Raw genomic sequence first — 23,391 nt, 5'->3', positions numbered from 1 at the left:
TATTATTTATGATTTTATTCAAACGTAAAAGTATATATATCGGTTTCTCCATATCCACCAGTCTTTGCAGAAGTATACATTCCTTTTTTTCCATCGGGAGTTGTGAAGGTAAAATTATAATCGTCGCTTGCTGTATTCAGCGGATAGCCCATGTTCTCTGGCTTTGCCCATAACCCATCTTCCGAGATAACTGTCTCAAAAATATCATAACCACCCATGGTTTCATGTCCGTTCGAACTAAAATATAATGTGCCGTCGGGTAGGAGCAAAGGGCAAATTTCATTTTTATCAGAATTTATTTCTGGTCCTAAATTAAAAGGATGGCCCCATTCGCCAGTTGCTGTTTTTTCGGCCATATAAATATCGTAACCCCCATATCCTCCTTCTTTGTCGCTTGCAAAAAGCATGGTGTTCCCATCAGGTGTGATAAAAGCAAATGCTTCATTTGATTTGGTGTTTATGTTGGGGCCCAGTTTATCCGGTGTTGACCATTTATTTTTCTTTCCAAGATTACAAAAGAAAATATCGTAAGTGCCACGTACTTGCCTCGAAAACAATAACTGCTTGCCGTCAGGAGTGATACTGTTCATGATATCACTTCCGGTAGAATTTATTTTCGAGCCCATTTTTTTTGGCTTTTGCCAAGTATTATTTTTTAAAGTAGTATAATAAATGTCATCTAAAAATTCGCCCAGGTTGTTCTTTTGTCCGCCCATTGCGCCTTTCCGCTTTGATGAAAAATATAATGTTTTTCCATCTGTCGAAAGCACCGGGGTCAACTCACTCGATGGGGAGTTGACTGCTTTTACCGGTTCAATTTTTATTTTAATTGGTATGGCCGAAAGTTTTAATGCATTGATGGTAATGGAAATGGAACTTTCTACATCACTTAAAAATTGCCCGTCTTTATTTTTGTTTGTAAGAAATGTCTTGAATTTCTCATAACACTTCAAAGCCTCATCATACTTGCCTTCCAGATGATATACCTGACCGAGATAAAAAAATGCAAAAACAGGTGCTGCTGTTTCTTTGTAATTGTAGCTATAAGCAACATCTGTTTTCTTAACGGCTTTCTCAAGATATTTTTCGGCGAGAGTACGTTGTTTGGTAGTTTTCAGAATACAAACACCAACATAAAAGTTCAGGTTGCAATTATCTTGGTCTTGCGCCAGAAGCCTTTTAAAAATCATCAAGGCATCATCGTAATATTCATAGTTGAAGAGGTCCTGTGCATCGAGATACATCAGTTTGAAATCTTTATCATCAACAGGGCCGGAATTTGTATAATTGTTATTAATGCTTTGTATAAAATTATATATAGGCCACGAATTGCCGGCATTTGCAGCGGATAAAAAAAATATTATTCCAACTATGATAAGGAATATTTTTTTCATTAATAAGAATTAGGATGCAAACAAAATTAAAAAATTTCAGATTAGAAAGAGTTTTATGAAAAAATAAATCAAAACTTAAAAGGTTATTTGAATTTTATTTTTGCTTCATTCCAGTAAACATCCATTTCTGCCAGCGTCATATCATGAAGCGAACGTCCAATTTTTCTGGCGTTTTCTTCAAGGTATTGAAAACGTTGAATAAATTTTTTATTGGTTCTTTCCAAAGCAGTTTCTGGATTTACATCAACAAATCGGGAATAATTTATCAAAGCAAAAAATAAATCACCAAATTCATCTTCAATTTTATCAGGGGAGGCGCCTGTTTCCACTTCATGTTTCAATTCGTTTAATTCTTCAAGAACTTTTTCCCACACCTGTTCGGGCTTTTCCCAGTCAAATCCTACGCCTCTTACTTTATCCTGAATACGGTATGCTTTTACCATTGCCGGAAGCGATACAGGAACACCTCCTAAAACTGATTTATGTCCTTCCTGTAATTTTATTTTTTCCCAGTTATTTTTTACATCCGTATCGTTTTCAACTTTAACATTGCTGTAAATATGTGGATGTCGTTTAATCAGTTTTTCATTAATTCCTTTTAAAACATCTGCTATATCAAAATCACCGTTTTCCGAAGCTATCTTGGCGTAGAAGACAATATGAAGCATCAGGTCGCCTAGTTCTTTTTTAACTTCGGAAATGTTTTTTTCTACAATAGCATCGGCAAGTTCATAGGTTTCTTCGATAGTTAGATGCCTTAACGATTCAAAAGTTTGTTTCTTATCCCACGGGCATTGTGCTCTAAGCTCATCCATTATTTCGAGCAATCGTTGAAATTCTTTTATTTTGTCGTTCATCTGGTTCTTTCGTTTTTACAAAGGTAAAACTTTATACTTTTGTAACTCCTTAAACTTGTTGAAATAATTTGAAAAGCATTAGAAGATATTTGTTGATTTGTAAAAAAATAATTTTCATTTTATTTTTTGTGAATTTATTTTTTGCAGGAAATGCTTCAGTACATGATTCCATCAGTTATTTCAGCGAATTTAAATTGCATTATGGATTTATAATGCCGCATCATAAAAATATGCAACACCTAACTACCGGGCATTTCACGGCATATGAACTGAATTTCAATTTTCAAACGCATGGTGAAAAAAAATGGCATTGTCTTTTTAAATACCCGGTAATAGGCGGAGCAATATGGTATGCTGATCTGGCAAACCCGGTAGTATTGGGGAAAGCGGTTGCTGCTTATCCTTATTTGAATTTTCATTTGTATAATAAAAATAATTTTTTTCTGAATTATCGTTTTGGAATTGGGCTTGGCTACATTTCAAAACCATTCAATTATAACGATAATTATAAAAATATTGCGATAGGTTCACATCTGAATGCAGCAATTAATATGTTTTATGAATGCAAATGGTTGGTGAAGAAAAAAATTTCACTTACTTCTGGCATTGGAATTACTCATTTTTCAAATGGTTCATTTAAAACTCCAAACCTGGGAATAAACATTCCTACTGTATTTGCTGGTATTGCTTATTATTTTCCCGATAAAACAAATATATTGCCTGATACTTCATGGAAAAATATTTCTGAGAATAAAATATCGTTGCGAATTTATTTTGCTGGAGGAATGAAACAACTTTATCCTGCTTTGGGTGATTATTACGGTGTTTTCATGACGTCGTTTAATTTTTATAAATCATTTTCATATAAAAGGGAAGTAGCTGCAGGTATTGATGTTTACATGGATTACAGCGATAAACGTGTTTTAAAAAGAAAAGATATAGTACTAAAAAATGATTTGGGAATTTTAAAACCGGGTTTATACGCCGGACATAATTTTGTTTTTTCACGTTTACGTTTACTTACTCATATTGGTTATTATTTGTATGCAAAAGATAAATCTGATGGAATGATTTATTCGCGTTTTGGTTTGGAATATAATTTTAATGAAAAACTTTTTGCACATCTTGCATTGAAAACGCATTTTGCAAAGGCCGATTTTATTGAGTGGGGAATAGGGTATACTATTAAACATAAAAATTAATTGATGATTGCAAATAGAAAATTTCAAATTGAAAAATGTAAATGAAAGTTGTATTTAATAATATTATTTATGTTTTGATGCTTTCTATTACATTAATTCTTTTTACAACTTGTACTAAGGAAAAGCGTTGCGATTGCCTGAAATCAACGGGCGATATCGTTACAGAAGAAAGGACTGTTGCTGAATTCAGCCAGGTGCGACTTGAAAGTAAAATCAATTTATTTTTAAAACAGGATACTTTTAATTCAATTAAAATTGAAGCAGGCGAAAATTTACTTCCCGATATTTATACAAATGTTGAAGATAGTGTTCTTGTCATCAGGAATGACAATCATTGTAACTGGGTACGCAGTTATAAACCCAAGATTAATGTTTATTTAACTTTTAAAGATTTCTGGCATTTCATTTATTACAAAGGTGCTGGCACTGTTATTACAGAAGATACTATTTACACGAATTTCTTTCAGTTAGATGATAATGAAGGAACGGGAAGTTTAAACTTTCTTCTTCACACCAATACTTCATGGTTCAATATACATACTGGTCCGGCTGACCTTACGGTGAAAGGAGTTTCAGGATTGAATTATCTTTATACATGTGGAAATGGTCCAGCTGACCTGAGGGATTTTAAAACCAATCTTACTTATCTAACCAGCAAAGCTACCGCTAATGATTATATTTGGGTAACAGGCGAACTAGATGCATGGATTGATTATACCGGTAATGTTTATTATTCCGGTAATCCTTCGAAAATTACATACAATTATACTGGTTCGGGTAGATTAATCCCATTTTGATTAATAAGCTTTAGCAAATATAACGCGTTGTTCAGAAGGTTTTTCTGAGAACACACACTTCCCATTTTCTTTCGGGTTATTCAATGGTATACAACGGATAGTAGCTTTGGTAGCATTTTTAATTGCCTCTTCAGTTTCAACTGTCCCATCCCAATGTGCATACACAAAACCGCTTTTATTTTCAATCACATCTTTAAATTCATCCCAGGTATTAACAGAATGCGTATTATTTTCCCTGAATGAAACAGCTTTCTGATAAAGATTATCCTGTATCTGGTCAAGAAGATGTTGAACTTTATTTTCAATATCTGTTTGTTGAATTACGCTTTTTTCTAATGTATCCCTTCTTGATATTTCAATTGTTCCCTGTTCCAAGTCTCTTGGTCCAATTGCAAGCCTTACAGGCACACCTTTAAATTCATATTCCGAAAATTTCCAGCCGGGTTTTTGTGTATCGCGGTCATCATATTTTACAGAAATACCTTTACTTTCAATCGCTTTTTTAATTGGAATTATTTTTTCAGATATTTCTTTAAGTTGTTCAATATTTTTATAAATTGGAATAATAACAACCTGAGTTGGAGCTAACATTGGAGGAAGCACCAATCCATTATCATCAGAGTGAGCCATAATTAATGCTCCAAGCAATCTTGTTGAAACACCCCATGATGTAGCCCAAACGTGTTCAAGCGAACCTTCTTTTGAAGCAAATTTAACATCGAAAGCTTTTGCAAATTTTTGTCCCAGAAAATGCGAAGTACCTGCCTGTAATGCTTTCCCATCCTGCATTAATGCTTCAATGCAATATGTATCAACAGCTCCGGCAAAACGCTCATTTTCTGTCTTCACTCCTTTGATTACAGGGACAGCCATCCATTTTTCAGCAAATTCAGTATAAACATCAAGCATTTGTAGCGTTTCGGCAATAGCTTCTTCTTTAGTGGCATGGGCTGTATGTCCTTCCTGCCAAAGGAATTCTGCTGTTCTTAGAAATAAACGGGTTCTCATTTCCCATCTTACAACATTTGCCCATTGATTTATAAGTATTGGTAAATCACGGTACGATTTAATCCAATTACGATAAGAGTCCCAAATAATGGTTTCTGAAGTTGGTCTGATAATAAGTTCTTCCTCAAGTTTTGCAGTTTCATCAACAACAACCCCTTTTCCTTCAGGTGAATTTTTTAAACGGTAGTGAGTTACTATTGCACATTCCTTAGCAAAACCTTCAACATGTGAAGCTTCTCTACTGAAAAATGATTTTGGAATGAATATTGGAAAGTAAGCATTGCTATGCCCGGTATCTTTAAACATTTTATCCAATGCTGCCTGCATTTTTTCCCAGATAGCATATCCATATGGTTTAATCACCATACAACCGCGCACTGCAGAGTTCTCAGCAAGTCCGGCTTTGATTACTAAATCATTGTACCACTGAGAATAATTTTCGTTTCGTGTTGAAAAATCTTTAGCCATAAGTATTCTTGGTATGATATTTGTAAATATATATGAAGAATTATTTAACAAAAATAGAAAATAAACAAATGTTAAACAAAGAATATAATTTTGATAATCAAAAGGAGAACCATTATATGAAAAAGTATTTATTGATATTAGCATCTGCAGCACTGTTACTTACAGCCTGCAAAACATCATATCAAACCCGTTCGATGTATGATGATGTGTATTATTCTAAAAAAGATGCTGCTGCTACAGTTACAACTACTACTTCACCTTCCACTCAAACTGAAAGTAAAGCAGATAATCCCAAAAATTATTCAACGAATAAAGAAATAACAGAAAATAATGCAGTTACACCCAACGAAAATACTGAAAATTCAACAGAAGAAGTACAAGCTACTGCTAATGATACAGGAAATACAAAGTATTCCAATGAAAAAATAAATTATTCTACAAGTGAAACGTATTATGATGAAAATGGTAACCCAACTGAAGTTACCAATAATTATTATTATGACGATTATTATGATTATGAATATTCTGCACGTATAAAAAGATTTCATCATAACTATGGGTATGATTATTATCATGATTATTACACCGATTACTATTGGTATACATATAACCCATGGGATTGGGGAATAAGCATTTATTGTGGTTCGCCTTGGTGGTATCCTTCATATTATTGCTATTATGAACCTTATTGGGGCGGGTATTATAGTAATTGGGGATTCGGTTATCCACATTGGGGTTGGTATTGTGGTTGGGGTTACCCCGGATATTGGGGTTATTCACCTTATTATGGGTGGGGTGGATATAATCATGGCTATTATAATGGCTATTGGGATGGCTATTGGAATGGTTATTATGCCGGTGCCAGCGATAATTATTATAACAGCTTTGATGGTAACTCATATTACTATGGTCCTAAAAATGATTTATCGGGTTCAATGTCTACTAATAGTAACAGTATTACTTTTGGTGATAAATATGAAACAGCTTTGATTGATAAATCAAAAAGCCAAACCACAACCAATAATACCCACAATACTGTTGGTAGTAATTTAAATAATGGTTCATTATCTACAGTTACGATTGACAAAAGTAAAAACACTGTAAATACAAGTAATTCAAATTTACCAACTTTAAATAGTGTTGAAACTACACCGCAGACTATACATTTGGATAAAACCCCTACCAATCAAACTTCAACAACAAGTATTCCCGCATTAGATGTTGTTCCGGTAAAAGATAAAGATGTAAGCTCAACTACCAATACCAATCCATTAGTAATTCCTAAGGATAAAACTACAACAAATACTATCGAAAATTCTAATACCGTAATTCCAACAACAACTACTACTAATACTAATGTAAGTAATCAATATTCAATTCCGAAGAGTAAGAGTACAACAACAACTAATACTGTTAATTCTAGCACTACACCTACAAGTAATCAGTATACAATGCCAAAAAGTAAGAATACTACATCAACCAATACAGTTAATTCTCAGTACAGTATTCCTAAAAGTAAAACAACAACGCCTACAACTACAACGCAATCTACTTATTCAAAACCAAAGACGTATTCTTCACCAACGTATACTGAGCCTAAATCTAACCAGTATTATTCGAAACCGAAGACATATTCGACACCTAGTTCAACTACTCCAAAATCAAGTACTACATCTCCAAAATCATATAGCACTCCAAGTAAGAGTAGTACATCAAATTCGAACTATAACTCAAATAACAGCTATTCAACTCCAAAATCATCAACCAATAGTTACTCAACACCTAAGTCATCAAGTAATAGCTACTCTACACCAAAATCATCAAGTAGTTCCTATTCGACACCAAAGAGTTCCAGTTCATCATCTAGTAGTTCATCCAGATCTAGTATAGGGAATACTGGAAGCAAGAGGAAATAATTGAATAATCATTAATGATTAAAACTATGAAAAGATTAATAATAAGCACACTAGTCATCATAATCTCGATGACTTCTTTTGCACAAAACAATGTAGATGCTTTAAGATATTCTATGATTGGTTTTGGCGGAACGGCCAGGTATACTAGTATGGGTGGAGCTTTTGGCGCTATTGGTGCTGATTTTTCTACACTTTCAACTAACCCTGCTGGTATTGGTGTATTCAGGAAAAATGAATTTACCTTTACCCCATCGATTTATAATAGTAAAACATCATCTACTTATAATGGAACTGCATCAAAAGACGAAAAATACAACTTTAATTTCAGTAATATTGGAATGGTTTATGCTTTTAAGACCAACAATAATAATGAAAATAGTTGGAAATCAGTTAATTTTGGTTTTGGTTTAAATCGTTATAATAATTTTCATAATAGGGTTGATATCAAAGGATCAAATATAAATAGTTCATTAATGAGTGTATATCTAGAGAATGCGCAGGGTATAGCTTCGGATGAGCTTGGCGTATTTGATACTCAGCTGGCATTTAATACATACTTACTTGATACCATTGGTGGTACAACTTATTTTTCAAATGTGCCAAATGGAGGTATTTTACAAAGAAAATCTATTGAAACAACAGGAGCTCAGCAGGAAATGGTATTTTCGTTAGGTGCTAATTATAATAATAAGTTTTATATAGGAGGAACCATTGGCTTTCCTTATTTAAGGTATCATGAATTATCATCTTATAGTGAAGCTGATGATGTTGATTCAATTTCTGGATTTAAATCGTTTACATATCATGAAGAAGTTAATACATCGGGAACAGGTTTTAATTTTAAATTTGGAATAATTTATGTCCCTGTTGATGTAGAGATGCTTAAAGTTAAGATAGGTGCAGCTGTTCATACTCCTACCTTTTATAATCTAAATGAAACATGGTCAAGCAAAATGAATTCTTCTTTTGATAATGGAGAAAAATATTCTTCTGACTCTCCAAATGGCGAATATAATTTTTCTCTTAATTCTCCTATGAGAGCTATTGGAAGTATTGCTGTTCAAATAGCAAAGCGTGGTATAATAAGTGCTGATTATGAATTTATTGACTATTCTGAAGCTAGATTACGTGCAAACGATTATAGTTTTTTTGATGAAAATGATAAAATTCAGGCAAAATACAAAGCTCAAAATAATATTCGTTTAGGTGCAGAAGCTGTTTTTGGATTGTTCAGTTTAAGAGGAGGTTATGCTATATATGGAAGTCCATATAAATCGAACATTAACGATGGAAAGAAAACAGTATTTTCAGGAGGTTTTGGAATAATAGAAAAAGGATTTTTTATAGATTTTGCATATGCATACTCTATTTCAAATGAAGATTATTATTTATATAATTATGATGTTCTTAATCCTGCAAGTTTAGAAAAAACTTCACATAATTTTTTAATGACTTTAGGGTTTAGGTTTTAGTGCTTTTTGGTGTTAGTTAATTAATAGCCGGTGAAATGCTTCCCGGCTTTTTTTATTTTATATAAAGTTCGAACATAATTCTTATTACTTCAGCCTATTAATACCTGCTTTTGCCTTTTGATTGATACTGTTTTTATATTCGGTATTTTTCATTTGGTTGCAAAGTTCGTAATAATATAAAGCTTTTTTCTTATTGTTTTGATTTTCATAAATCATTCCTAAATGTAAAGCTGAATTTGCTGCAAAATAGTAAGTGGATGATTTTCCGTTTTTGACTGTTAGGTCATAAAAAGGTATTGCTTTTAAATCATATCCCCATTCATCATAAATGCGACCAGTGCGATAAGTATATTCAAGGAAATCTTTTGTTGTAGTGCAATAATTGCTTGGGAGTTTTTCCTGAAGCATATCTAAAGCTTTTTGATAATAGCTCCCGTCGAATAGTAAACGCGCTTTCAAAAGTCTTATGTTAGGAACCGTTTTGTTTTTCCCTTCAGCAAGTGCTTGTTTGTCTTCGTCAACAATTGAAGAACCCAATGTAACTGCAAAAGCTATTTTTTCCTGATATTTAGAAGTGTTGTTATTTACAAGGTAGTACCATGCCAGTTTTTGGTAAGCTGCTTTTATATAATTAAGCCCTTTAAAATTCATCAGGTAACTGTACAAATATTTATATGCGTCAAAATCAAGTCTGTTTAGTTTTGCAACTCCTGTAATGTAATCAAGGTAATAGAAAGGATAATATTCCTTGCTTGTTGGCCGGGAAAGTAAAATTTCAATAGCTTTATCATTGGAGCCTGTTTTTAAAGCAACACTTGCAGCAGCATAACATAATAAAGGATTTGTTTTTGCCAGATCTTTATATTCTGAATCATCAAGATATTTACCTAATTTTAAAGCGGCATCTTTATCACTTTGAAGATTAAGTTGAATAAATGTTAGTAAGAAAATACTTTCAGTTTTCAGGTATTTATATTCTGGATTTTTGATTGCTGTTGATAATACTGCTGTAAGTTCATTAACACCTTGAGTTATAGTTCCCGAGATCCCTATCAAGTTAGTTGCCCAACTGAATTCATCTGGAATAGTTCCGATTAAAGAATGCAATAACCCTAATCCTTTATAATTAGGAACAAAACTTGGATAATCCTCCTGATTTTCTACAAGTAGTTTATATGCCCTTCTTATTTCTCCTGCAGATGTAATATAATCCTGAAATTTCATACGCACAAAAGCCCAATGCAGGTTTATTTCGGCAAGGCAATATTTGTAATAAGGTGATTCTTCTTCCTGTTCTTCAATTTTATCAATCCGTATATCTATATTTTCCTTTAATTTATTGTAGAGTGTAGTGTTTTCTGAAATGACAAGTTTTAGAAAATCAATATAATCTTCAAGATAAATAACGATTTTATTAGAGGGATTAACTATTTTTTCAGAATCAAGTAATAATTTTCCTTCATCAAATCGGAGGCTTATTATTTTTTCATAAGCATTTTTACAATTTTTATTAAAGTTGAATGATGCAAACGAAAAATTACTGAATAGAACAAACAGCAAAAAGATGATAAAGTTTTTTTTCATGACTAATGAAAAAAAAGAAGAGTATTCACTCTTCTTTTAATAGTTTTATGATTTTGCTATTTCGGGGTCGACAAGGATACGTCCGCAATATTCACAAACGATAATTTTTTTATGAATACGTATATCAAGCTGACGTTGAGGTGGGATTTTATTGAAACAACCACCGCAAGCATCACGCTCAACAATAACAACGGCTAAGCCATTGCGTGCATTTTTCCGGATTTTTTTATAGGCTTGTAAAAGTCTTTCTTCAATAATACGTGCATTTTCCTGGGAACGGGTGAGTAATGTTACTTCTTCTTTCTCTGTTTCAACTACAATGTCAGCTAACTCACTTTTTTTAATATCAACTTCACTAAGCTTTTCTTCCAGTTGTTTTGTTGATTTTTCAATAACTTCTTTTTTGGCTTCCAGATTAGTTTTAAATTCTTTAATGCGTTTTTCGCATAACTGTATCTCGAGATTCTGGAATTCAATTTCTTTTGATAAAGAATCGTATTCCCTATTGTTTCTTACGTTTGATTGCTGTGCTTCGTATTTTTTTATGAGAACCTGACATTGCTTAATTGCGTTTTTCTTCTCATTTATGGATTCTTCGAGTGTATTAACTTCGCTTGTATAATTATCGATACGTGTTTGAATACCTGCTATATCATCTTCAAGGTCCTGAACTTCCAAAGGTAATTCTCCACGGATGCTGCGAATTTTATCAATCTGTGAATCGATAATTTGTAAATTAAATAATGCCCTTAGTTTCTTTTCAACAGAAGCTTCGTTTTTTTCATCTAAATCGGCTTTATTACTTCCGATTTCTTTAGTATTTAATTCAGCATTTAATGCTGGGTCCATTGCGCTTTTTGTTACTTTACTCATACTGTTAATCTTAATAATATTTTACAGGATTTGTATTCAACTTTGAAATTAGGACTGCAAATGTAGGAAATTTTTTATTAAGTTGCTCATATAAAATTTCTTTCATAAACTGTTCGCTCTCGTAATGCCCGATATCAGCTATTATCAAAGAGTTATCGCCATCGAAAAAGTTATGATATTTTATATCAGATGTAAGAAAAGCATCGGCACCGGCAAAAATAGCGTCTTTAACAAGAAAACTTCCGGAACCTCCGCATACTGCAACTTTTTTGATTTTTTTATTTAATTTATTATTATGCCTGATAACAGGAATTTTTAGGTCTGATTTTATTTTTTTGAAAAAATCATTTGAAGTCATAGATTTCTCTAGTTCTCCAATCATTCCTTCTCCTGCTTTATTGAAAGAATTTTCAAGGGGATAAATATCGTAAGCCACTTCTTCGTAAGGATGTGAAGCAAATAAAGCTTTTAAAATATTTCTTTCAAGATAAGCGGGAAAAATGGTTTCAATACGTATTTCATTTTCTTTATGAAGTTTGAATGCTTCGCCAACAAAGGGATTCGTGTTTCCGAGGGCGCGGAAAGTTCCAAAACCTTCGATATTATAGCTGCACGAATCGTAATTGCCTATGTGTCCGGTTCCGTTATCAAATAAGGCTTTCCGAACTTTATCAGCATGTTTTGTCGGGCAAAATGTGACTAATTTTTTAAGAATATTTTTCTTAGGTTTTAAGATTCTGCAATTGATTAGTCCTATTTTGTTGCAAAGCGCAGCATTTACGCCATTGTCAATATTGTCGAAATTTGTGTGTATGGCATAAATTGAGATATTATTTTTTATTGCTTTTATGATACATTTGCCGGTATAGTTATCGGGGCGAATTTTGCTGATATTTCCGAAAATCAAAGGATGATGCGAAATAATTAACTGACATTTTTTTGAAATGGCTTCATCAATGATTTCTTCGGTAACATCAAGCGTAATCAGGGCTTTCGAAACTTCGTCATTAGGGTTGCCAATTATCAAACCTGAATTATCATACGATTCCTGCAATGCAAGCGGTGCTATGCTTTCGAGGAATGATGTGATTTTGTGAATTTTCATATAAAACTTTTTTCAAAAATAATTAAAATAAAAGTTAAACAAACAGTTATTCATGAATTCTTAATTTGTTATAAAAGCTTTTTGTACTTTTATCGTATGAATTTTAGAACAGTAATATTATTCCCATTTACTTTTTTGTATTGGCTCGTTACTTTGTGCAGGAATAAAATGTACGACTGGCGCTGGAAAGCATCATATGCTCCCCCTTTAAAAACTATTTGTGTTGGAAATTTAAGTCTTGGTGGAACTGGTAAAAGCCCAATGACAGAATACATCATAAAATTTTTAAAAAATAATTTTCATGTTGCAACTTTAAGTCGGGGATATAAAAGGAAAACAAAGGGTTTTGCTGAAGTACTTGTCAATTCATCGTTTGAAGAATGTGGTGATGAACCAAAACAATTCAAAAATAAATTTCCTGATGTGTTTGTAACGGTTTGCGAAGACAGGAAAACCGGGATAAATAAAATTGTTGAAAAGAAAAAAGAAACTGAAATCATAATTCTTGATGATGCTTATCAACACCGGAAAGTCAAAGCCGGCTTGAATGTTTTGCTAACCGATTATAAAAAAATATTTACCCGCGATTTTTTATTTCCTTCGGGGACGTTGCGGGAGTCGGCTGTTGGTGCGGCAAGAGCAGATGTTATTGTGGTTACGAAATGTCCTTCTGATTTAAACGAGAATGAAAGAAAAAAAATCTCGAAAAAAATTTCATCAAGAAATAAAAGTTGTAAAATTCTCTTCAGCTTCATAAAATATTCAGAGTTGAAAAGCCTGAATGATGGAACAGAATTTAATGATGCGAAAAGCAAAACTTTAGTTTTGCTTTTCGCAGGAATAGCAAGCCCTTCACCGCTTATCAAACATTTGAAAAAAGATTTTGAAGAAGTGCATTTAATACGTTTTAACGACCATCATGAATATTCTGTTAATGACCTTATGCGTATTCATGAAACTTTTAATAAATTTGCAACCCTTAAAAAAATTATTGTAACAACAGAAAAAGATGCAATGCGATTGGAAAAGCCCGGTATTGTTGAGGTTGTAAAAAAACTTCCGGTATACATTGCGCCAATTGAAACTGATTTTTCAACAACGGATAAAGAAACGTTTAACAAAATATTGACAGATTATGCAAAACATGATTGAAAAAATTAAAGAAACTTCTTCCTACATTCAGCAAAAAATAAAATTTGAACCTGAAACAGGAATCATTCTCGGAACAGGTTTGGGTGGGTTAGTTAACGAAATTGAAATTCAACACACCCTTGCTTATGAAACCATTCCAAATTTTCCTGTGTCAACAGTTGAAGGGCATTCGGGAAAATTAATCTTTGGAATTCTTGGCGGAAAAAAAGTTGTTGCTATGCAGGGACGCTTTCATTATTACGAAGGTTATACAATGAAAGAACTTACATTCCCTGTACGTGTAATGAAATTTTTAGGAATAAAAAAATTATTTGTTAGCAATGCCAGCGGTGGTGTTAATCCTGATTTTGAGATTGGCGATTTGATGATCATTACCGACCATATTAATTTGCTTCCCGATAACCCTTTGATGGGGAAAAATTATAATGAGCTTGGTCCACGATTCCCTGATATGAGCGAAGCTTACGATAAATCTATGATTCAAAAAGCAATTGAAATTGCAAAAAAACATAAGATAAATTATCAAACCGGAGTTTATGCATCGGTTTCTGGTCCTTGCTTTGAAACTCCTGCGGAGTATATGCGCATGCGTAATACCGGGGCTGATGCAGTTGGTATGTCAACGGTTCCCGAAGTTATTGTTGCAAGGCATATGTCGATTCCGTGTTTTGCCATTTCAATAATTACCGATTTGGGTGTGCCCGGAAAAATTGTTGAAGTATCGCACGAAGAAGTTATAAAAGTTGCGAATGAAGCTGAAAAGAAAATGACCCGACTGATGAAAGAATTGATCTCTTCAATTTAATCTCAATAGAAACATTGGAAATTTTTACGGCTGAAAAATGAAACATAAAAAACATAAACCGACAAGGAAAACTATTCAAAAAATAAGATTTTCACAGAAGGCAGGAATGCCGCCGGGAAGCATTGTTCATGTTGGCGCCGAAAATAAATCCGATGTAAAATTGACTTTGATTTATTATACTAACGAATTTGCAGAAATGCATATTTTGAAATCGGTAGAAGAGTGTAATAATTTTATTGGCAAAGAAGGAAAAGTCTGGTTAAATGTTGATGGGATTCATAACATAAATATTATTGAAGGTATTGGAAAAATATTTAACCTGCATCCTCTCGTTCTTGAAGATATCCCTAACACTGAGCTTCGCCCGCGATTTGAAGAATTTGATAATTATATTTTCTTCACGATGAAAGGGCTTGAATATAATAAGGCAGAAGAAGAAATTAAATACGAGCAAATCAGTTTTGTTTTTGGTGAAAAATTTGTATTGTCGTTTCAGGAAAACGAATCAACACTTTTCAATTCGATAACAGAACGAATGTTAAGTGGCGTGAGCAAAGCGCTGGGCAAGGGCACCGATTACCTGATGTACCTTTTGATTGATGCAACAGTTGATAATTATTTTGAAATTACAGAAGTTATTGAAGAAAATATTGAAATACTTGAAGACGATGTTTTGCTGGATACAACAGGAAAATCGTTGGCAAAGATTCAGAAAACAAGGCGTGGATTAGTAGTTCTTATGAAGTCGGTTTTTCCTTTGCGTGAAGCGATAGGAAAGATGCAGCGCCGCGAAAATCCTATAATTCACGAAGGTTCATATATTTTCTTTAGTAATATTTATGATCATGCAATTCATATAATTGATTCGATAGAAACACAGCGCGATATTCTTGCAGGCTTGATGGATATATATTTATCGAACATCAGTAACCGCATGAATAGCGTGATGAAAGTTCTTACAATAATTGCCACCATTTTTATTCCGATAACATTCTTTGCAGGAGTTTATGGAATGAATTTCAAAAATATTCCTGAGCTGGGTTGGGGAGCAGGCTATGCTTTCTTTTGGTTGTTGTGCCTGGCTTGTGTAGGAATGATGATAATTTATTTTAAAAGGAAGAAATGGCTTTAATATGACTAATAAATAATTTTATTGATATGAAAAAAATTCTGAACCTGATTCCTGTTATTGTTGTATTGATTTTTGCCGGTTGTGGTGGCAATAAAGCTGATGAAAAAAGTTTTGTGGTTAAAGGGAATTTAAGCAATGCAAAAAAAGATTCCATTTATCTTAAAGAGCTAACTGTATCTACAATGAATACTGTCGACTCTGCTGTAGTAAGCGAAGACGGGGATTTTTATTTCAATGTGCAACCTAAAGAAATCGGGTTTTATGTATTGATGTTAAATAAAAATAATTTTATTACGCTTCTGATTGATAAAGGTGAAACAGTTGAAATTACTGGTGATGCAAGACAGCTATTGCAATCATATAAAGTTAGCGGATCCAAAGGTTCGGAATTGATTTGGGAATTGAACAAACATAAAAAAGAAAACTTAGCAAAAGTTGATTCTTTGGGATTAATTTATAAGGAATCACTTGGAAAGCCTGATTATGCTGAGTCCAAGAAGAAGTTAGATTCTGCATACAGGATGATTTTCTATGAAGAAAAAAATTTTAATAAAAAATTTATTGATAAAAACATCAACTCGCTGGCTTCCCTTATTGCAATTTATGAACAATTTGGAAGAGAATCACTTTTTTTTGAAAAAGATTCGGCGGATTTTATTTATTACGAAAATCTTGATAAATCCTTAATGACAGCATATCCGGGGAATATGCATACTGATGAATTACATAAACGTATATCAGAAATCAAGCGTGTAAAGGTTGAAGCAGAACTTGCTGAAAAAAAAGTGGCTGTTGGTAAAACAGCACCTGAGTTTTCGCAGGAAACACCGGAAGGCACTTCTGTTTCGCTATCATCATTCAAAGGGAAATATGTCCTTGTTGATTTCTGGGCATCATGGTGTTCTCCATGTCGCGCTAACAATCCTAAACTTGTAGCCTTATTTAAAAAATATAAAGGAAAAGATTTTACCATACTTGGAGTTTCGCTGGATCGTGAAAAAGATGCATGGACAAAAGCTATTGCAAAAGATAAACTAACATGGACACAGGTAAGCGATTTAAAATATTGGTCGTCACCTATTGTGAAACTTTACAATATACAAGAAATCCCTTTTATGGTGCTGATTGATAAAGATGGAAAAATTATTGCAAAAGGCAATGATGAAAAAGTGATAGAAGAAAAAATGGAAGAAGTTTTAAAATAAAAATTTCACCAACAATAAATCCAACCCTACCATTTAAATAGTAAAATTGTCCGAATATAAAAACAACTTTTTATATTCGGACGATTTTATTTTCATTTGTAGAAAAGTTGTTTATGAAAAAATCAATATTATTCTTTGTTTCAATACTAATTCAGTTTTCTGTGTATTCTCAGTCGAGTAAAGCTTTAAAATATTTCGATAAGGGTATAAAGTATTTTAATGAAAAAGATTATATCAAAGCAGATTCGTTTTTTTTATTATCTGTTAAAAATGATACAAATTATATCGATGCTTATTATAATCTTGCAATGGTGAAAGTTCAATTAGGTGATACAGTTTCTTGTTGTAATTATTTAAAAAAAGCTTCAAAACTTGGAGATACTCAAGCACAGAGATTATATTTTTTTTATTGTGATATGAGTACAAAATATAATAATGAAGGAGTAAAATATTTTAATTTGAAAAACTTTCATAAAGCAGATTCATTATTCAATCTATCTTTAAATGAATCAAAAAATATACAGGCTTATTATAATTTAGCCTTAACTAAACTTAATGAATATGATACATGCGGATATTGCAAAAATCTGAAAATTGCATGGGAAATGGGTGAAAATGGAAGTTTGATTTTATTACATAAAGATTGCTATAAATATAAAACAATTATGATTCCTGATTTATTTAAAGATGGTATTACAAGGATAAATACTATTGAATTATCAAAATGTGATGACAGTAGAAATTATATTTTTATAAAAATGATAGATAATGATACTATTTTAAAATATAATACATCTCTAATTCAAAAGGGACGTATTATAAATGTAATATCAAAAAATTTCTCTTATGATTCATGTGAGTATAAGTTATTGCTTGATACAACTGAGTTAGGAACAGATAATGAAAATCTTTATATTGAGAAGATAATAAAAGAAAAAAAGTATAATGGACCTATTTTAACTATAGTAGAAGAAATGCCAAAATTTCCTGGAGGTGAAGAAAATATGTATAAGTGGTTAGGTGAAAATATTCGTTATCCGCAGGAAGCAAAGGAAAAAGGTATATCCGGTACTGTAATAGTTACATATGTAGTTGAAAGTGATGGGGAAATTACAAATGTTCATGTTTTAAAAAATATTGAAGGAGGATGTGGTGCAGAAGCTGTTCGTGTTATAAAAACCATGCCCAAATGGAAACCCGCAGAGCTAAATGGTGTCCCCGTTAGAATATTTTTTACTTTACCAATAAAATTTACTTTAGAATAATTTTATTTCGGTGCCATTCTTAACAAATATATTCCTAATGCCCCGAAAATAATATTTGGTATCCATACTGCAATTTGGGGAGGTAAATTCCCGTTAGTGGCAAATGTTGTAGAGATTTGCATAAAAAGAATAAATGCAAAACTTAGTATTAATCCTAATCCTAAATTTATTCCTGTGCCGCCACGTCTTTTCTGGCTCGATAATGAAACACCTATTAATGTTAGAACTACTGTAGCAAAAGGAAATGCAATACGTTTGTGTTTTTCTACCAAATAATAATTTATACGATCCGAACCTTTTAATGCTTCATCAGCAATGAACGAATTTAGTTCCATGAGATTCATGGTTTCTATATCATGAAGGTTTTCAATAAAATCAGAAGGTTTCAAATTTAATGTGGTATCAATGGATGCTCCGTTCTTTATTGTTTCTTTAGTGCCGTCAATCGTACGGATGTAATAATTCTGAATATGCCATGTGCCTTCTGTAGTGTCATACTGAGCGTTGTCACTTGTAAGTTTATAATATAATCCTTTTTCATTAATTTTTTCAATACAAAAATGATATGCAATATTGGCATCGCTGTTATAATGTTCTGCATATGCGAAAATACCCGGGTTGATCTGCATATGCATATTCGTTTCCTGTGAATAATGCTTGTTTTTAATATACATCATTTCAAATTCAATCATGTTCTTATTTGTATAAGGGATCAGGAAATTTGATAAAGCGAATGAACAAAGGGCTATAAAAATAGCTGATATTAAGTACGGACTAAGTAGCCTGCGGAAGCTGATACCACTGTTAAGTATGGCAACAATCTCAGTATTCGCGGCCAGGCGGGAAGTGAAGTATATTACAGCTATGAATGTAAATAACGGGCTAAACATGTTAACAAAATATGGAATGAAATTTAAATAATAGTTAAAGATAATTTTATAAAGCGAAGGATTCGTTCGAAGAAAATCATCCATTTTTTCCGAAATGTCAAAAATGATAATTATAATAATTAACAATGAAATGGCATAAAAAAAGGTGCCCAGGAATTTTCGTATGATATATATGTCGAGCTTTTTCAAATTCATGATTAATTGAGCAAAAATATAAAAACAAATGCAAACAAGCGGATTAATTTGAAACGAGTTTGTAAAGAAATAATTATTTTAGCAGAACAAATTATGGAGCAACAACTGTTATATAAGATAGGAATCACAATGATACCGGGCATTGGCGACATTACTGCAAAAAAATTGGTTGCTTATTGCGGAGGTGTTGAAGCGGTATTCAGGGAAAAGTTAAAAGGACTGATGAAAGTTCCCGGGATTGGGCAAACATTGGCTGAAACCATAGCAAGAAATGATGTTTTATCAAGAGCGGAAAAAGAAATTAAATATATTCAGAAAAATAATATCAAACCATTATTCTATCTGGATGAAGGTTATCCTGAACGTTTGAAACATTGTGAAGACAGTCCTGTAATGCTTTATTTTAATGGAGAAGCTGATTTTAATATTCCAAGAATTGTGGCAATTGTAGGTACACGCAAAGCAACCGAATACGGGAAAAAAATATGCCATAGCTTAGTGGAAGGATTGGCATCATTAAATGTGATGGTTGTAAGCGGGCTTGCGTATGGCATAGATATTCACGCTCATCGTGCCGCTTTGGAAATGGGGCTTCCTACAGTGGGTGTTCTTGGTCATGGATTGAATATGCTTTATCCGCAAACCCATAAAGCTACTGCCGAAAAGATGATGAAGAATGGTGGGCTGTTAACTGATTTTTCCAGCGATTCAAAATTCATTCCTGAGAATTTTCCTAAACGTAATCGTATTGTTGCAGGGTTAAGTGATGCAGTAATTATAGTTGAGGCAGCAAAAGAAGGCGGGGCGCTTATTACCGCCGATATTGCTAATAGTTATAACCGTGATGTGTTCGCTTTCCCGGGCAGGGTAGGCGACCAATATTCCGAAGGATGCAATAACTTTATTAAAACCAATAGAGCTGCTCTGATACAATCAGCAAAAGACCTGGTTTATATTATGGGATGGGAAGAAAAGAAAGAAAAGAAAAATCAGAATATTCAGAAGCAATTGTTTGTTGAACTTTCAAATGAAGAAAAATTGATTGTCGATTTTTTAAATACTTCGGAATCGGTTTCTGTAGACATGCTTAGTTTAAAATTAAATCTTCCTGCAAGTAAAACTGCGGCAGTATTGTTAAACCTGGAGTTCATGGGAGTCATACGTTGCCTTCCCGGAAAAATATATCAACTGGCATGAACGGAATAGTAACAAAAACAACAGGCAGCATATATGTTGTAATGACCGGTGATGGTAAGCGTTACGAATGCAAACTGAAAGGAAGTTTCAGGATAAAAGGTATTCGCAGCACCAACCCACTTTCTGTTGGCGATAATGTTCAGTTTGATTATATTGAAGAACAGAAAATGGGGTTGATTCATTTCCTGGAAGATAGAAAAAATTATATTATTCGTAAATCTACAAAACTTTCAAAGCAGCAACATGTCATTGCTGCAAATATTGAACAGGCTGTATGTATTGTTACGCTTGCATATCCGCGTACTTCAACAGGATTTATTGATCGCTTTCTTGCCGTTACCGAGTTGTATCATATCCCTGCTGCAATAGTTTTTAATAAATGCGATTTGCATGATGAAGTAATGAAAGACGATGTTGATTATTTATGTACATTATATAAGCATATAGGATATAAATGCCTGGTAACTTCGGTTATTGATAACATTCATACTGAAGATTTCAAGGCACTTTTAAAAGATAAAACCAGTTTGCTAATTGGACATTCGGGTGTTGGAAAATCTGCATTGGTTAATGTCATTGAACCTTCACTGAATTTGAAAGAAGGAAGGATTTCTGATTATCACGAAAAAGGAAAACACACGACTACTTTCACTGAAATGTTTCCATTGTCGTTTGGAGGATTTATAATTGATACTCCGGGAATAAAAGAGTTTGGTATGATATGGGTTAACCCGGAGGAATTAGGTGGTTATTTTCCGGAAATGCGCGAACTACTTCCCAAGTGCAGGTTTTATAATTGTACCCATGTGCATGAACCGGATTGTGCGGTTAAAAAAGCATTGGATGAAGGGTATATTGATCCGGGTCGTTATAAGAATTATCTTTCCATGTTGAACGATGATGGGGTGAAGTTTTAATAAATCAAAAGTATACTTCGGCTGAACGAATTTGCAAAATAATGCAAATTCATTCGCTCAGTATTACTGAATCTAAACGACTTTGACTTTGCAAATTCGTAAAGATTCAGTATAAATATCATTAAATATAAAAGCCCTGTTGAAAGACAGGGCTTTTAAAGTGTAAAGATTTGGCATATCTAATGTGAACCCTTTCCGTTTTTAACAAGTTTTTCCAATTCGTTAAATCTTTCTGTAGTTCTGGCTTTCCGTTTATTAAGTTCTTCGCAAAAAGAACTGTAAAGTTGTTTGTACTCGCTTGAACTGATAGGAATTTTTTCATCCACATATTTGATGTATTTGTTATCATCATCACCGCTTATTTCAATCAAATGTTCTTTGTATTTGATAGCTACTTTGTGATGTGATTCAGCGTATTTGGTGTCTAATAAAGAGCCTTCAAATTGCATAAGGCTTTTTGCTACGCTCATAATTTTTTCTTTTTCAATCATGATTCCTGTCCTTTATTTTTATTTTTAATTATAAATTTGTTAATAAATTAATTTCAAAAAACATTTTAAATAGAAAAACGAATTTACAACAGACCATATCTGCATTATTGAAAAAATAAATTAAATATTTACTCTTAGACTGCCTGTCAAATTTCAATATCAAATATACGAAGGAATATGATAATTATCAAATACCAGATAAAAGGATATTCAAAATTTTATAAAAAATGTAGACCATCCAAAAAAAAATGTCTTTAAAAAGTAAGATTACTTTTTCTTATTTATTTATTTTTTTTCTTGTACTTTTTGTTTGAAAAAGGCATTTCTGTTACATTACCATTTAAAAACGGCTTCTGATATTTCTGTTGCAGGAACAAAATTCATAACCCGTGCCTGATGATCAATTGATTCCTGGTGAATAGCATTCAGAAGTTTCTGCATAAATTCTGCACTAAACCCTTTTTGAATTCCTGATTCTATATGCTTTTTAAAAATTTCATCCCATCGTTTGCTTTGTAAAATGGTAATGTTGTTTCTTCGTTTGTATTCGCCAATTGTGTCGGCTACATGCATTCTTCTTTCAAGAATTTCAACTAATTCATTATCCAGTTTATCAATCTGCATACGAAGTTCCTCAAGTATTTCAAGGAATACCGGGTTTGCTGAAGTTGTTGACCGAAGAATGATCTTTTGTAAAAGATAATTCAATTCATCGGGTGTAAGTTGCTGAGACGAATCACTTAAAGCATTTTCAGGATGAATATGTGATTCAATCATCAGTCCGTCATAATTAAGGTCGATGGCTTTCTGCATCAATTCCTGAAGCAATGATTTTTCCCCTCCCATATGACTGGGGTCGCAAATGACGGGCAAATCGGGAATCTTTCTTTTTAATTCTATAACCAGGTTCCATTTAGGAGGATTTCTGTAAATGCTTTTTTCATAACTTGTAAAACCCCTGTGAACAGCACCAATCTTAGTTATTCCGGTTTTGTTGAAACGTTCGATTGCTCCAAGCCAAAGATTTAAATCCGTATTAATGGGATTTTTAATTAATATAGGAATATCAACACCTTTTATAGCATCAGCAATTTCCTGGACTACAAAAGGGTTAACAGTTGTACGTGCCCCAATCCACAAAATATCGATTCCATATTTAAGTGCTTCGTAAACATGTTTAACATTAACCACTTCGGTACAGGTAAGCATTCCCGTATCTCTTTTTACCTGTTGAAGCCATTCAAGCCCCTGTGTGCCTACTCCTTCAAAGTTATCGGGACGTGTGCGCGGTTTCCATATTCCTGCACGGAACACTTTAATGTTTTGTGCTGCAAGCTCACGTGCTGTTTTTATAACCTGTTCCTGCGTTTCGGCACTGCATGGGCCTGCAATGATAAGAGGTTGTTGCTCGCTAAGCATCCAGTTTTTTAAAGGAGAAATGTTGAGTTGTGTTTCCATAGTGCTTG

20 protein-coding genes are annotated in these 23,391 nt (G+C 33.0%); 11 read left to right on the top strand and 9 right to left on the bottom strand.

The window, feature by feature from the left end; translation table 11 throughout:
• Nucleotides 1–14 precede the first annotated feature (14 nt).
• A complete protein-coding gene (locus PKK00_02960; GenBank protein ID HNW97356.1) occupies nucleotides 15–1,394 on the bottom strand; it encodes a hypothetical protein in 1,380 nt (459 codons plus the stop codon).
• An 83-nt stretch (nucleotides 1,395–1,477) separates the two neighbouring features.
• A complete protein-coding gene (gene mazG, locus PKK00_02955; GenBank protein HNW97355.1) occupies nucleotides 1,478–2,251 on the bottom strand; it encodes a nucleoside triphosphate pyrophosphohydrolase in 774 nt (257 codons plus the stop codon).
• Nucleotides 2,252–2,379: 128 nt separating this feature from the next.
• On the opposite strand from mazG, the gene PKK00_02950 reads away from it, so the two are divergent.
• Nucleotides 2,380–3,453: an acyloxyacyl hydrolase gene (locus PKK00_02950; GenBank protein HNW97354.1), complete on the top strand. Its 1,074-nt coding sequence runs from the start codon at nucleotides 2,380–2,382 to the stop codon at nucleotides 3,451–3,453.
• A 41-nt stretch (nucleotides 3,454–3,494) separates the two neighbouring features.
• Nucleotides 3,495–4,250 (top strand): DUF2807 domain-containing protein, encoded by a 756-nt coding sequence (locus tag PKK00_02945; protein HNW97353.1) that lies wholly within the window; start codon nucleotides 3,495–3,497, stop codon nucleotides 4,248–4,250.
• On the opposite strand, the gene proS is transcribed toward PKK00_02945, so the two are convergent.
• Entirely contained in the window at nucleotides 4,251–5,726 is a 1,476-nt protein-coding gene (proS, locus tag PKK00_02940) for a proline--tRNA ligase (protein ID HNW97352.1), read from the bottom strand. It abuts the gene before it with no gap.
• Nucleotides 5,727–5,842: 116 nt separating this feature from the next.
• Here proS and PKK00_02935 point away from each other — a divergent pair, with 116 nt between their 5' ends.
• Nucleotides 5,843–7,642 carry a hypothetical protein gene (locus PKK00_02935; protein HNW97351.1) on the top strand — a complete coding sequence of 600 codons (1,800 nt, stop codon included), beginning with the start codon at nucleotides 5,843–5,845 and terminating at the stop codon, nucleotides 7,640–7,642.
• 26 nt (nucleotides 7,643–7,668) lie between these two features.
• The gene (locus PKK00_02930; GenBank protein HNW97350.1) at nucleotides 7,669–9,114 is read left to right on the top strand and encodes a hypothetical protein; all 1,446 of its coding nucleotides are present in this window, start codon (nucleotides 7,669–7,671) and stop codon (nucleotides 9,112–9,114) included.
• A gap of 84 nt (nucleotides 9,115–9,198) precedes the next feature.
• Here the strand turns inward: PKK00_02930 and PKK00_02925 are convergent, their stop codons facing one another.
• From PKK00_02925 to PKK00_02915, 3 genes are read right to left on the bottom strand one after another with little or no spacing between them, the layout of a single operon-like run.
• Nucleotides 9,199–10,698 (bottom strand): hypothetical protein, encoded by a 1,500-nt coding sequence (locus PKK00_02925; GenBank protein ID HNW97349.1) that lies wholly within the window; start codon nucleotides 10,696–10,698, stop codon nucleotides 9,199–9,201.
• 45 nt (nucleotides 10,699–10,743) lie between these two features.
• Nucleotides 10,744–11,571 carry a C4-type zinc ribbon domain-containing protein gene (locus tag PKK00_02920; GenBank protein HNW97348.1) on the bottom strand — a complete coding sequence of 276 codons (828 nt, stop codon included), beginning with the start codon at nucleotides 11,569–11,571 and terminating at the stop codon, nucleotides 10,744–10,746.
• Nucleotides 11,572–11,581: 10 nt separating this feature from the next.
• Nucleotides 11,582–12,676, bottom strand: coding sequence for a Nif3-like dinuclear metal center hexameric protein (locus PKK00_02915; protein ID HNW97347.1), 1,095 nt, complete (start codon nucleotides 12,674–12,676; stop codon nucleotides 11,582–11,584).
• Between the two features lie 96 nt (nucleotides 12,677–12,772).
• Here PKK00_02915 and lpxK point away from each other — a divergent pair, with 96 nt between their 5' ends.
• The 5 genes from lpxK (at nucleotide 12,773) to PKK00_02890 (ending at nucleotide 18,235) form a co-directional block, all read left to right on the top strand.
• Nucleotides 12,773–13,828 carry a tetraacyldisaccharide 4'-kinase gene (lpxK, locus tag PKK00_02910; GenBank protein ID HNW97346.1) on the top strand — a complete coding sequence of 352 codons (1,056 nt, stop codon included), beginning with the start codon at nucleotides 12,773–12,775 and terminating at the stop codon, nucleotides 13,826–13,828.
• Entirely contained in the window at nucleotides 13,821–14,633 is an 813-nt protein-coding gene (locus tag PKK00_02905) for a purine-nucleoside phosphorylase (GenBank protein ID HNW97345.1), read from the top strand. Before lpxK ends, PKK00_02905 begins: the two co-directional genes overlap by 8 nt.
• Nucleotides 14,634–14,670: 37 nt before the next feature.
• Nucleotides 14,671–15,765: a magnesium/cobalt transporter CorA gene (corA, locus tag PKK00_02900; GenBank protein HNW97344.1), complete on the top strand. Its 1,095-nt coding sequence runs from the start codon at nucleotides 14,671–14,673 to the stop codon at nucleotides 15,763–15,765.
• A gap of 26 nt (nucleotides 15,766–15,791) precedes the next feature.
• Nucleotides 15,792–16,970, top strand: a complete 1,179-nt coding sequence (locus PKK00_02895; protein ID HNW97343.1) for a TlpA disulfide reductase family protein — start codon at nucleotides 15,792–15,794, stop codon at nucleotides 16,968–16,970.
• A 113-nt stretch (nucleotides 16,971–17,083) separates the two neighbouring features.
• Nucleotides 17,084–18,235: an energy transducer TonB gene (locus PKK00_02890; GenBank protein ID HNW97342.1), complete on the top strand. Its 1,152-nt coding sequence runs from the start codon at nucleotides 17,084–17,086 to the stop codon at nucleotides 18,233–18,235.
• A gap of 2 nt (nucleotides 18,236–18,237) precedes the next feature.
• Here PKK00_02890 and PKK00_02885 read toward each other — a convergent pair whose 3' ends face one another.
• A complete protein-coding gene (locus PKK00_02885) occupies nucleotides 18,238–19,320 on the bottom strand; it encodes an LptF/LptG family permease (GenBank protein HNW97341.1) in 1,083 nt (360 codons plus the stop codon).
• Between the two features lie 48 nt (nucleotides 19,321–19,368).
• On the opposite strand from PKK00_02885, the gene dprA reads away from it, so the two are divergent.
• Both dprA and rsgA read left to right on the top strand, forming a co-directional pair.
• Nucleotides 19,369–20,517, top strand: a complete 1,149-nt coding sequence (gene dprA / locus PKK00_02880; protein ID HNW97340.1) for a DNA-processing protein DprA — start codon at nucleotides 19,369–19,371, stop codon at nucleotides 20,515–20,517.
• Complete coding sequence (rsgA, locus tag PKK00_02875) at nucleotides 20,514–21,434, top strand: ribosome small subunit-dependent GTPase A (protein ID HNW97339.1); 921 nt, start codon at nucleotides 20,514–20,516, stop codon at nucleotides 21,432–21,434. The genes dprA and rsgA overlap by 4 nt, the downstream gene beginning before the upstream one ends.
• Before the next feature lie 179 nt (nucleotides 21,435–21,613).
• Here the strand turns inward: rsgA and PKK00_02870 are convergent, their stop codons facing one another.
• The gene (locus tag PKK00_02870) at nucleotides 21,614–21,904 is read right to left on the bottom strand and encodes a hypothetical protein (protein ID HNW97338.1); all 291 of its coding nucleotides are present in this window, start codon (nucleotides 21,902–21,904) and stop codon (nucleotides 21,614–21,616) included.
• A 354-nt stretch (nucleotides 21,905–22,258) separates the two neighbouring features.
• Nucleotides 22,259–23,383 carry a bifunctional 3-deoxy-7-phosphoheptulonate synthase/chorismate mutase type II gene (locus PKK00_02865; protein HNW97337.1) on the bottom strand — a complete coding sequence of 375 codons (1,125 nt, stop codon included), beginning with the start codon at nucleotides 23,381–23,383 and terminating at the stop codon, nucleotides 22,259–22,261.
• Nucleotides 23,384–23,391 lie beyond the last annotated feature (8 nt).

The organism is Bacteroidales bacterium (genome assembly GCA_035353855.1).
GTDB lineage: Bacteria > Bacteroidota > Bacteroidia > Bacteroidales > CG2-30-32-10 > DAOQAK01.
This window is presented reverse-complemented; position numbering and strand designations above follow the sequence as displayed.

Coding starts and splice junctions, on each gene's coding strand:
- PKK00_02960 (HNW97356.1), bottom strand. CDS start 1,394: ATGAAAAAAATATTCCTTATCATAGTTGGAATAATATTTTTTTTATCC.
- mazG (HNW97355.1), bottom strand. CDS start 2,251: ATGAACGACAAAATAAAAGAATTTCAACGATTGCTCGAAATAATGGAT.
- PKK00_02945 (HNW97353.1), top strand. CDS start 3,495: ATGAAAGTTGTATTTAATAATATTATTTATGTTTTGATGCTTTCTATT.
- proS (HNW97352.1), bottom strand. CDS start 5,726: ATGGCTAAAGATTTTTCAACACGAAACGAAAATTATTCTCAGTGGTAC.
- PKK00_02935 (HNW97351.1), top strand. CDS start 5,843: ATGAAAAAGTATTTATTGATATTAGCATCTGCAGCACTGTTACTTACA.
- PKK00_02930 (HNW97350.1), top strand. CDS start 7,669: ATGAAAAGATTAATAATAAGCACACTAGTCATCATAATCTCGATGACT.
- PKK00_02925 (HNW97349.1), bottom strand. CDS start 10,698: ATGAAAAAAAACTTTATCATCTTTTTGCTGTTTGTTCTATTCAGTAAT.
- PKK00_02920 (HNW97348.1), bottom strand. CDS start 11,571: ATGAGTAAAGTAACAAAAAGCGCAATGGACCCAGCATTAAATGCTGAA.
- PKK00_02915 (HNW97347.1), bottom strand. CDS start 12,676: ATGAAAATTCACAAAATCACATCATTCCTCGAAAGCATAGCACCGCTT.
- lpxK (HNW97346.1), top strand. CDS start 12,773: ATGAATTTTAGAACAGTAATATTATTCCCATTTACTTTTTTGTATTGG.
- PKK00_02905 (HNW97345.1), top strand. CDS start 13,821: ATGATTGAAAAAATTAAAGAAACTTCTTCCTACATTCAGCAAAAAATA.
- corA (HNW97344.1), top strand. CDS start 14,671: ATGAAACATAAAAAACATAAACCGACAAGGAAAACTATTCAAAAAATA.
- PKK00_02895 (HNW97343.1), top strand. CDS start 15,792: ATGAAAAAAATTCTGAACCTGATTCCTGTTATTGTTGTATTGATTTTT.
- PKK00_02890 (HNW97342.1), top strand. CDS start 17,084: ATGAAAAAATCAATATTATTCTTTGTTTCAATACTAATTCAGTTTTCT.
- PKK00_02885 (HNW97341.1), bottom strand. CDS start 19,320: ATGAATTTGAAAAAGCTCGACATATATATCATACGAAAATTCCTGGGC.
- rsgA (HNW97339.1), top strand. CDS start 20,514: ATGAACGGAATAGTAACAAAAACAACAGGCAGCATATATGTTGTAATG.
- PKK00_02870 (HNW97338.1), bottom strand. CDS start 21,904: ATGAGCGTAGCAAAAAGCCTTATGCAATTTGAAGGCTCTTTATTAGAC.
- PKK00_02865 (HNW97337.1), bottom strand. CDS start 23,383: ATGGAAACACAACTCAACATTTCTCCTTTAAAAAACTGGATGCTTAGC.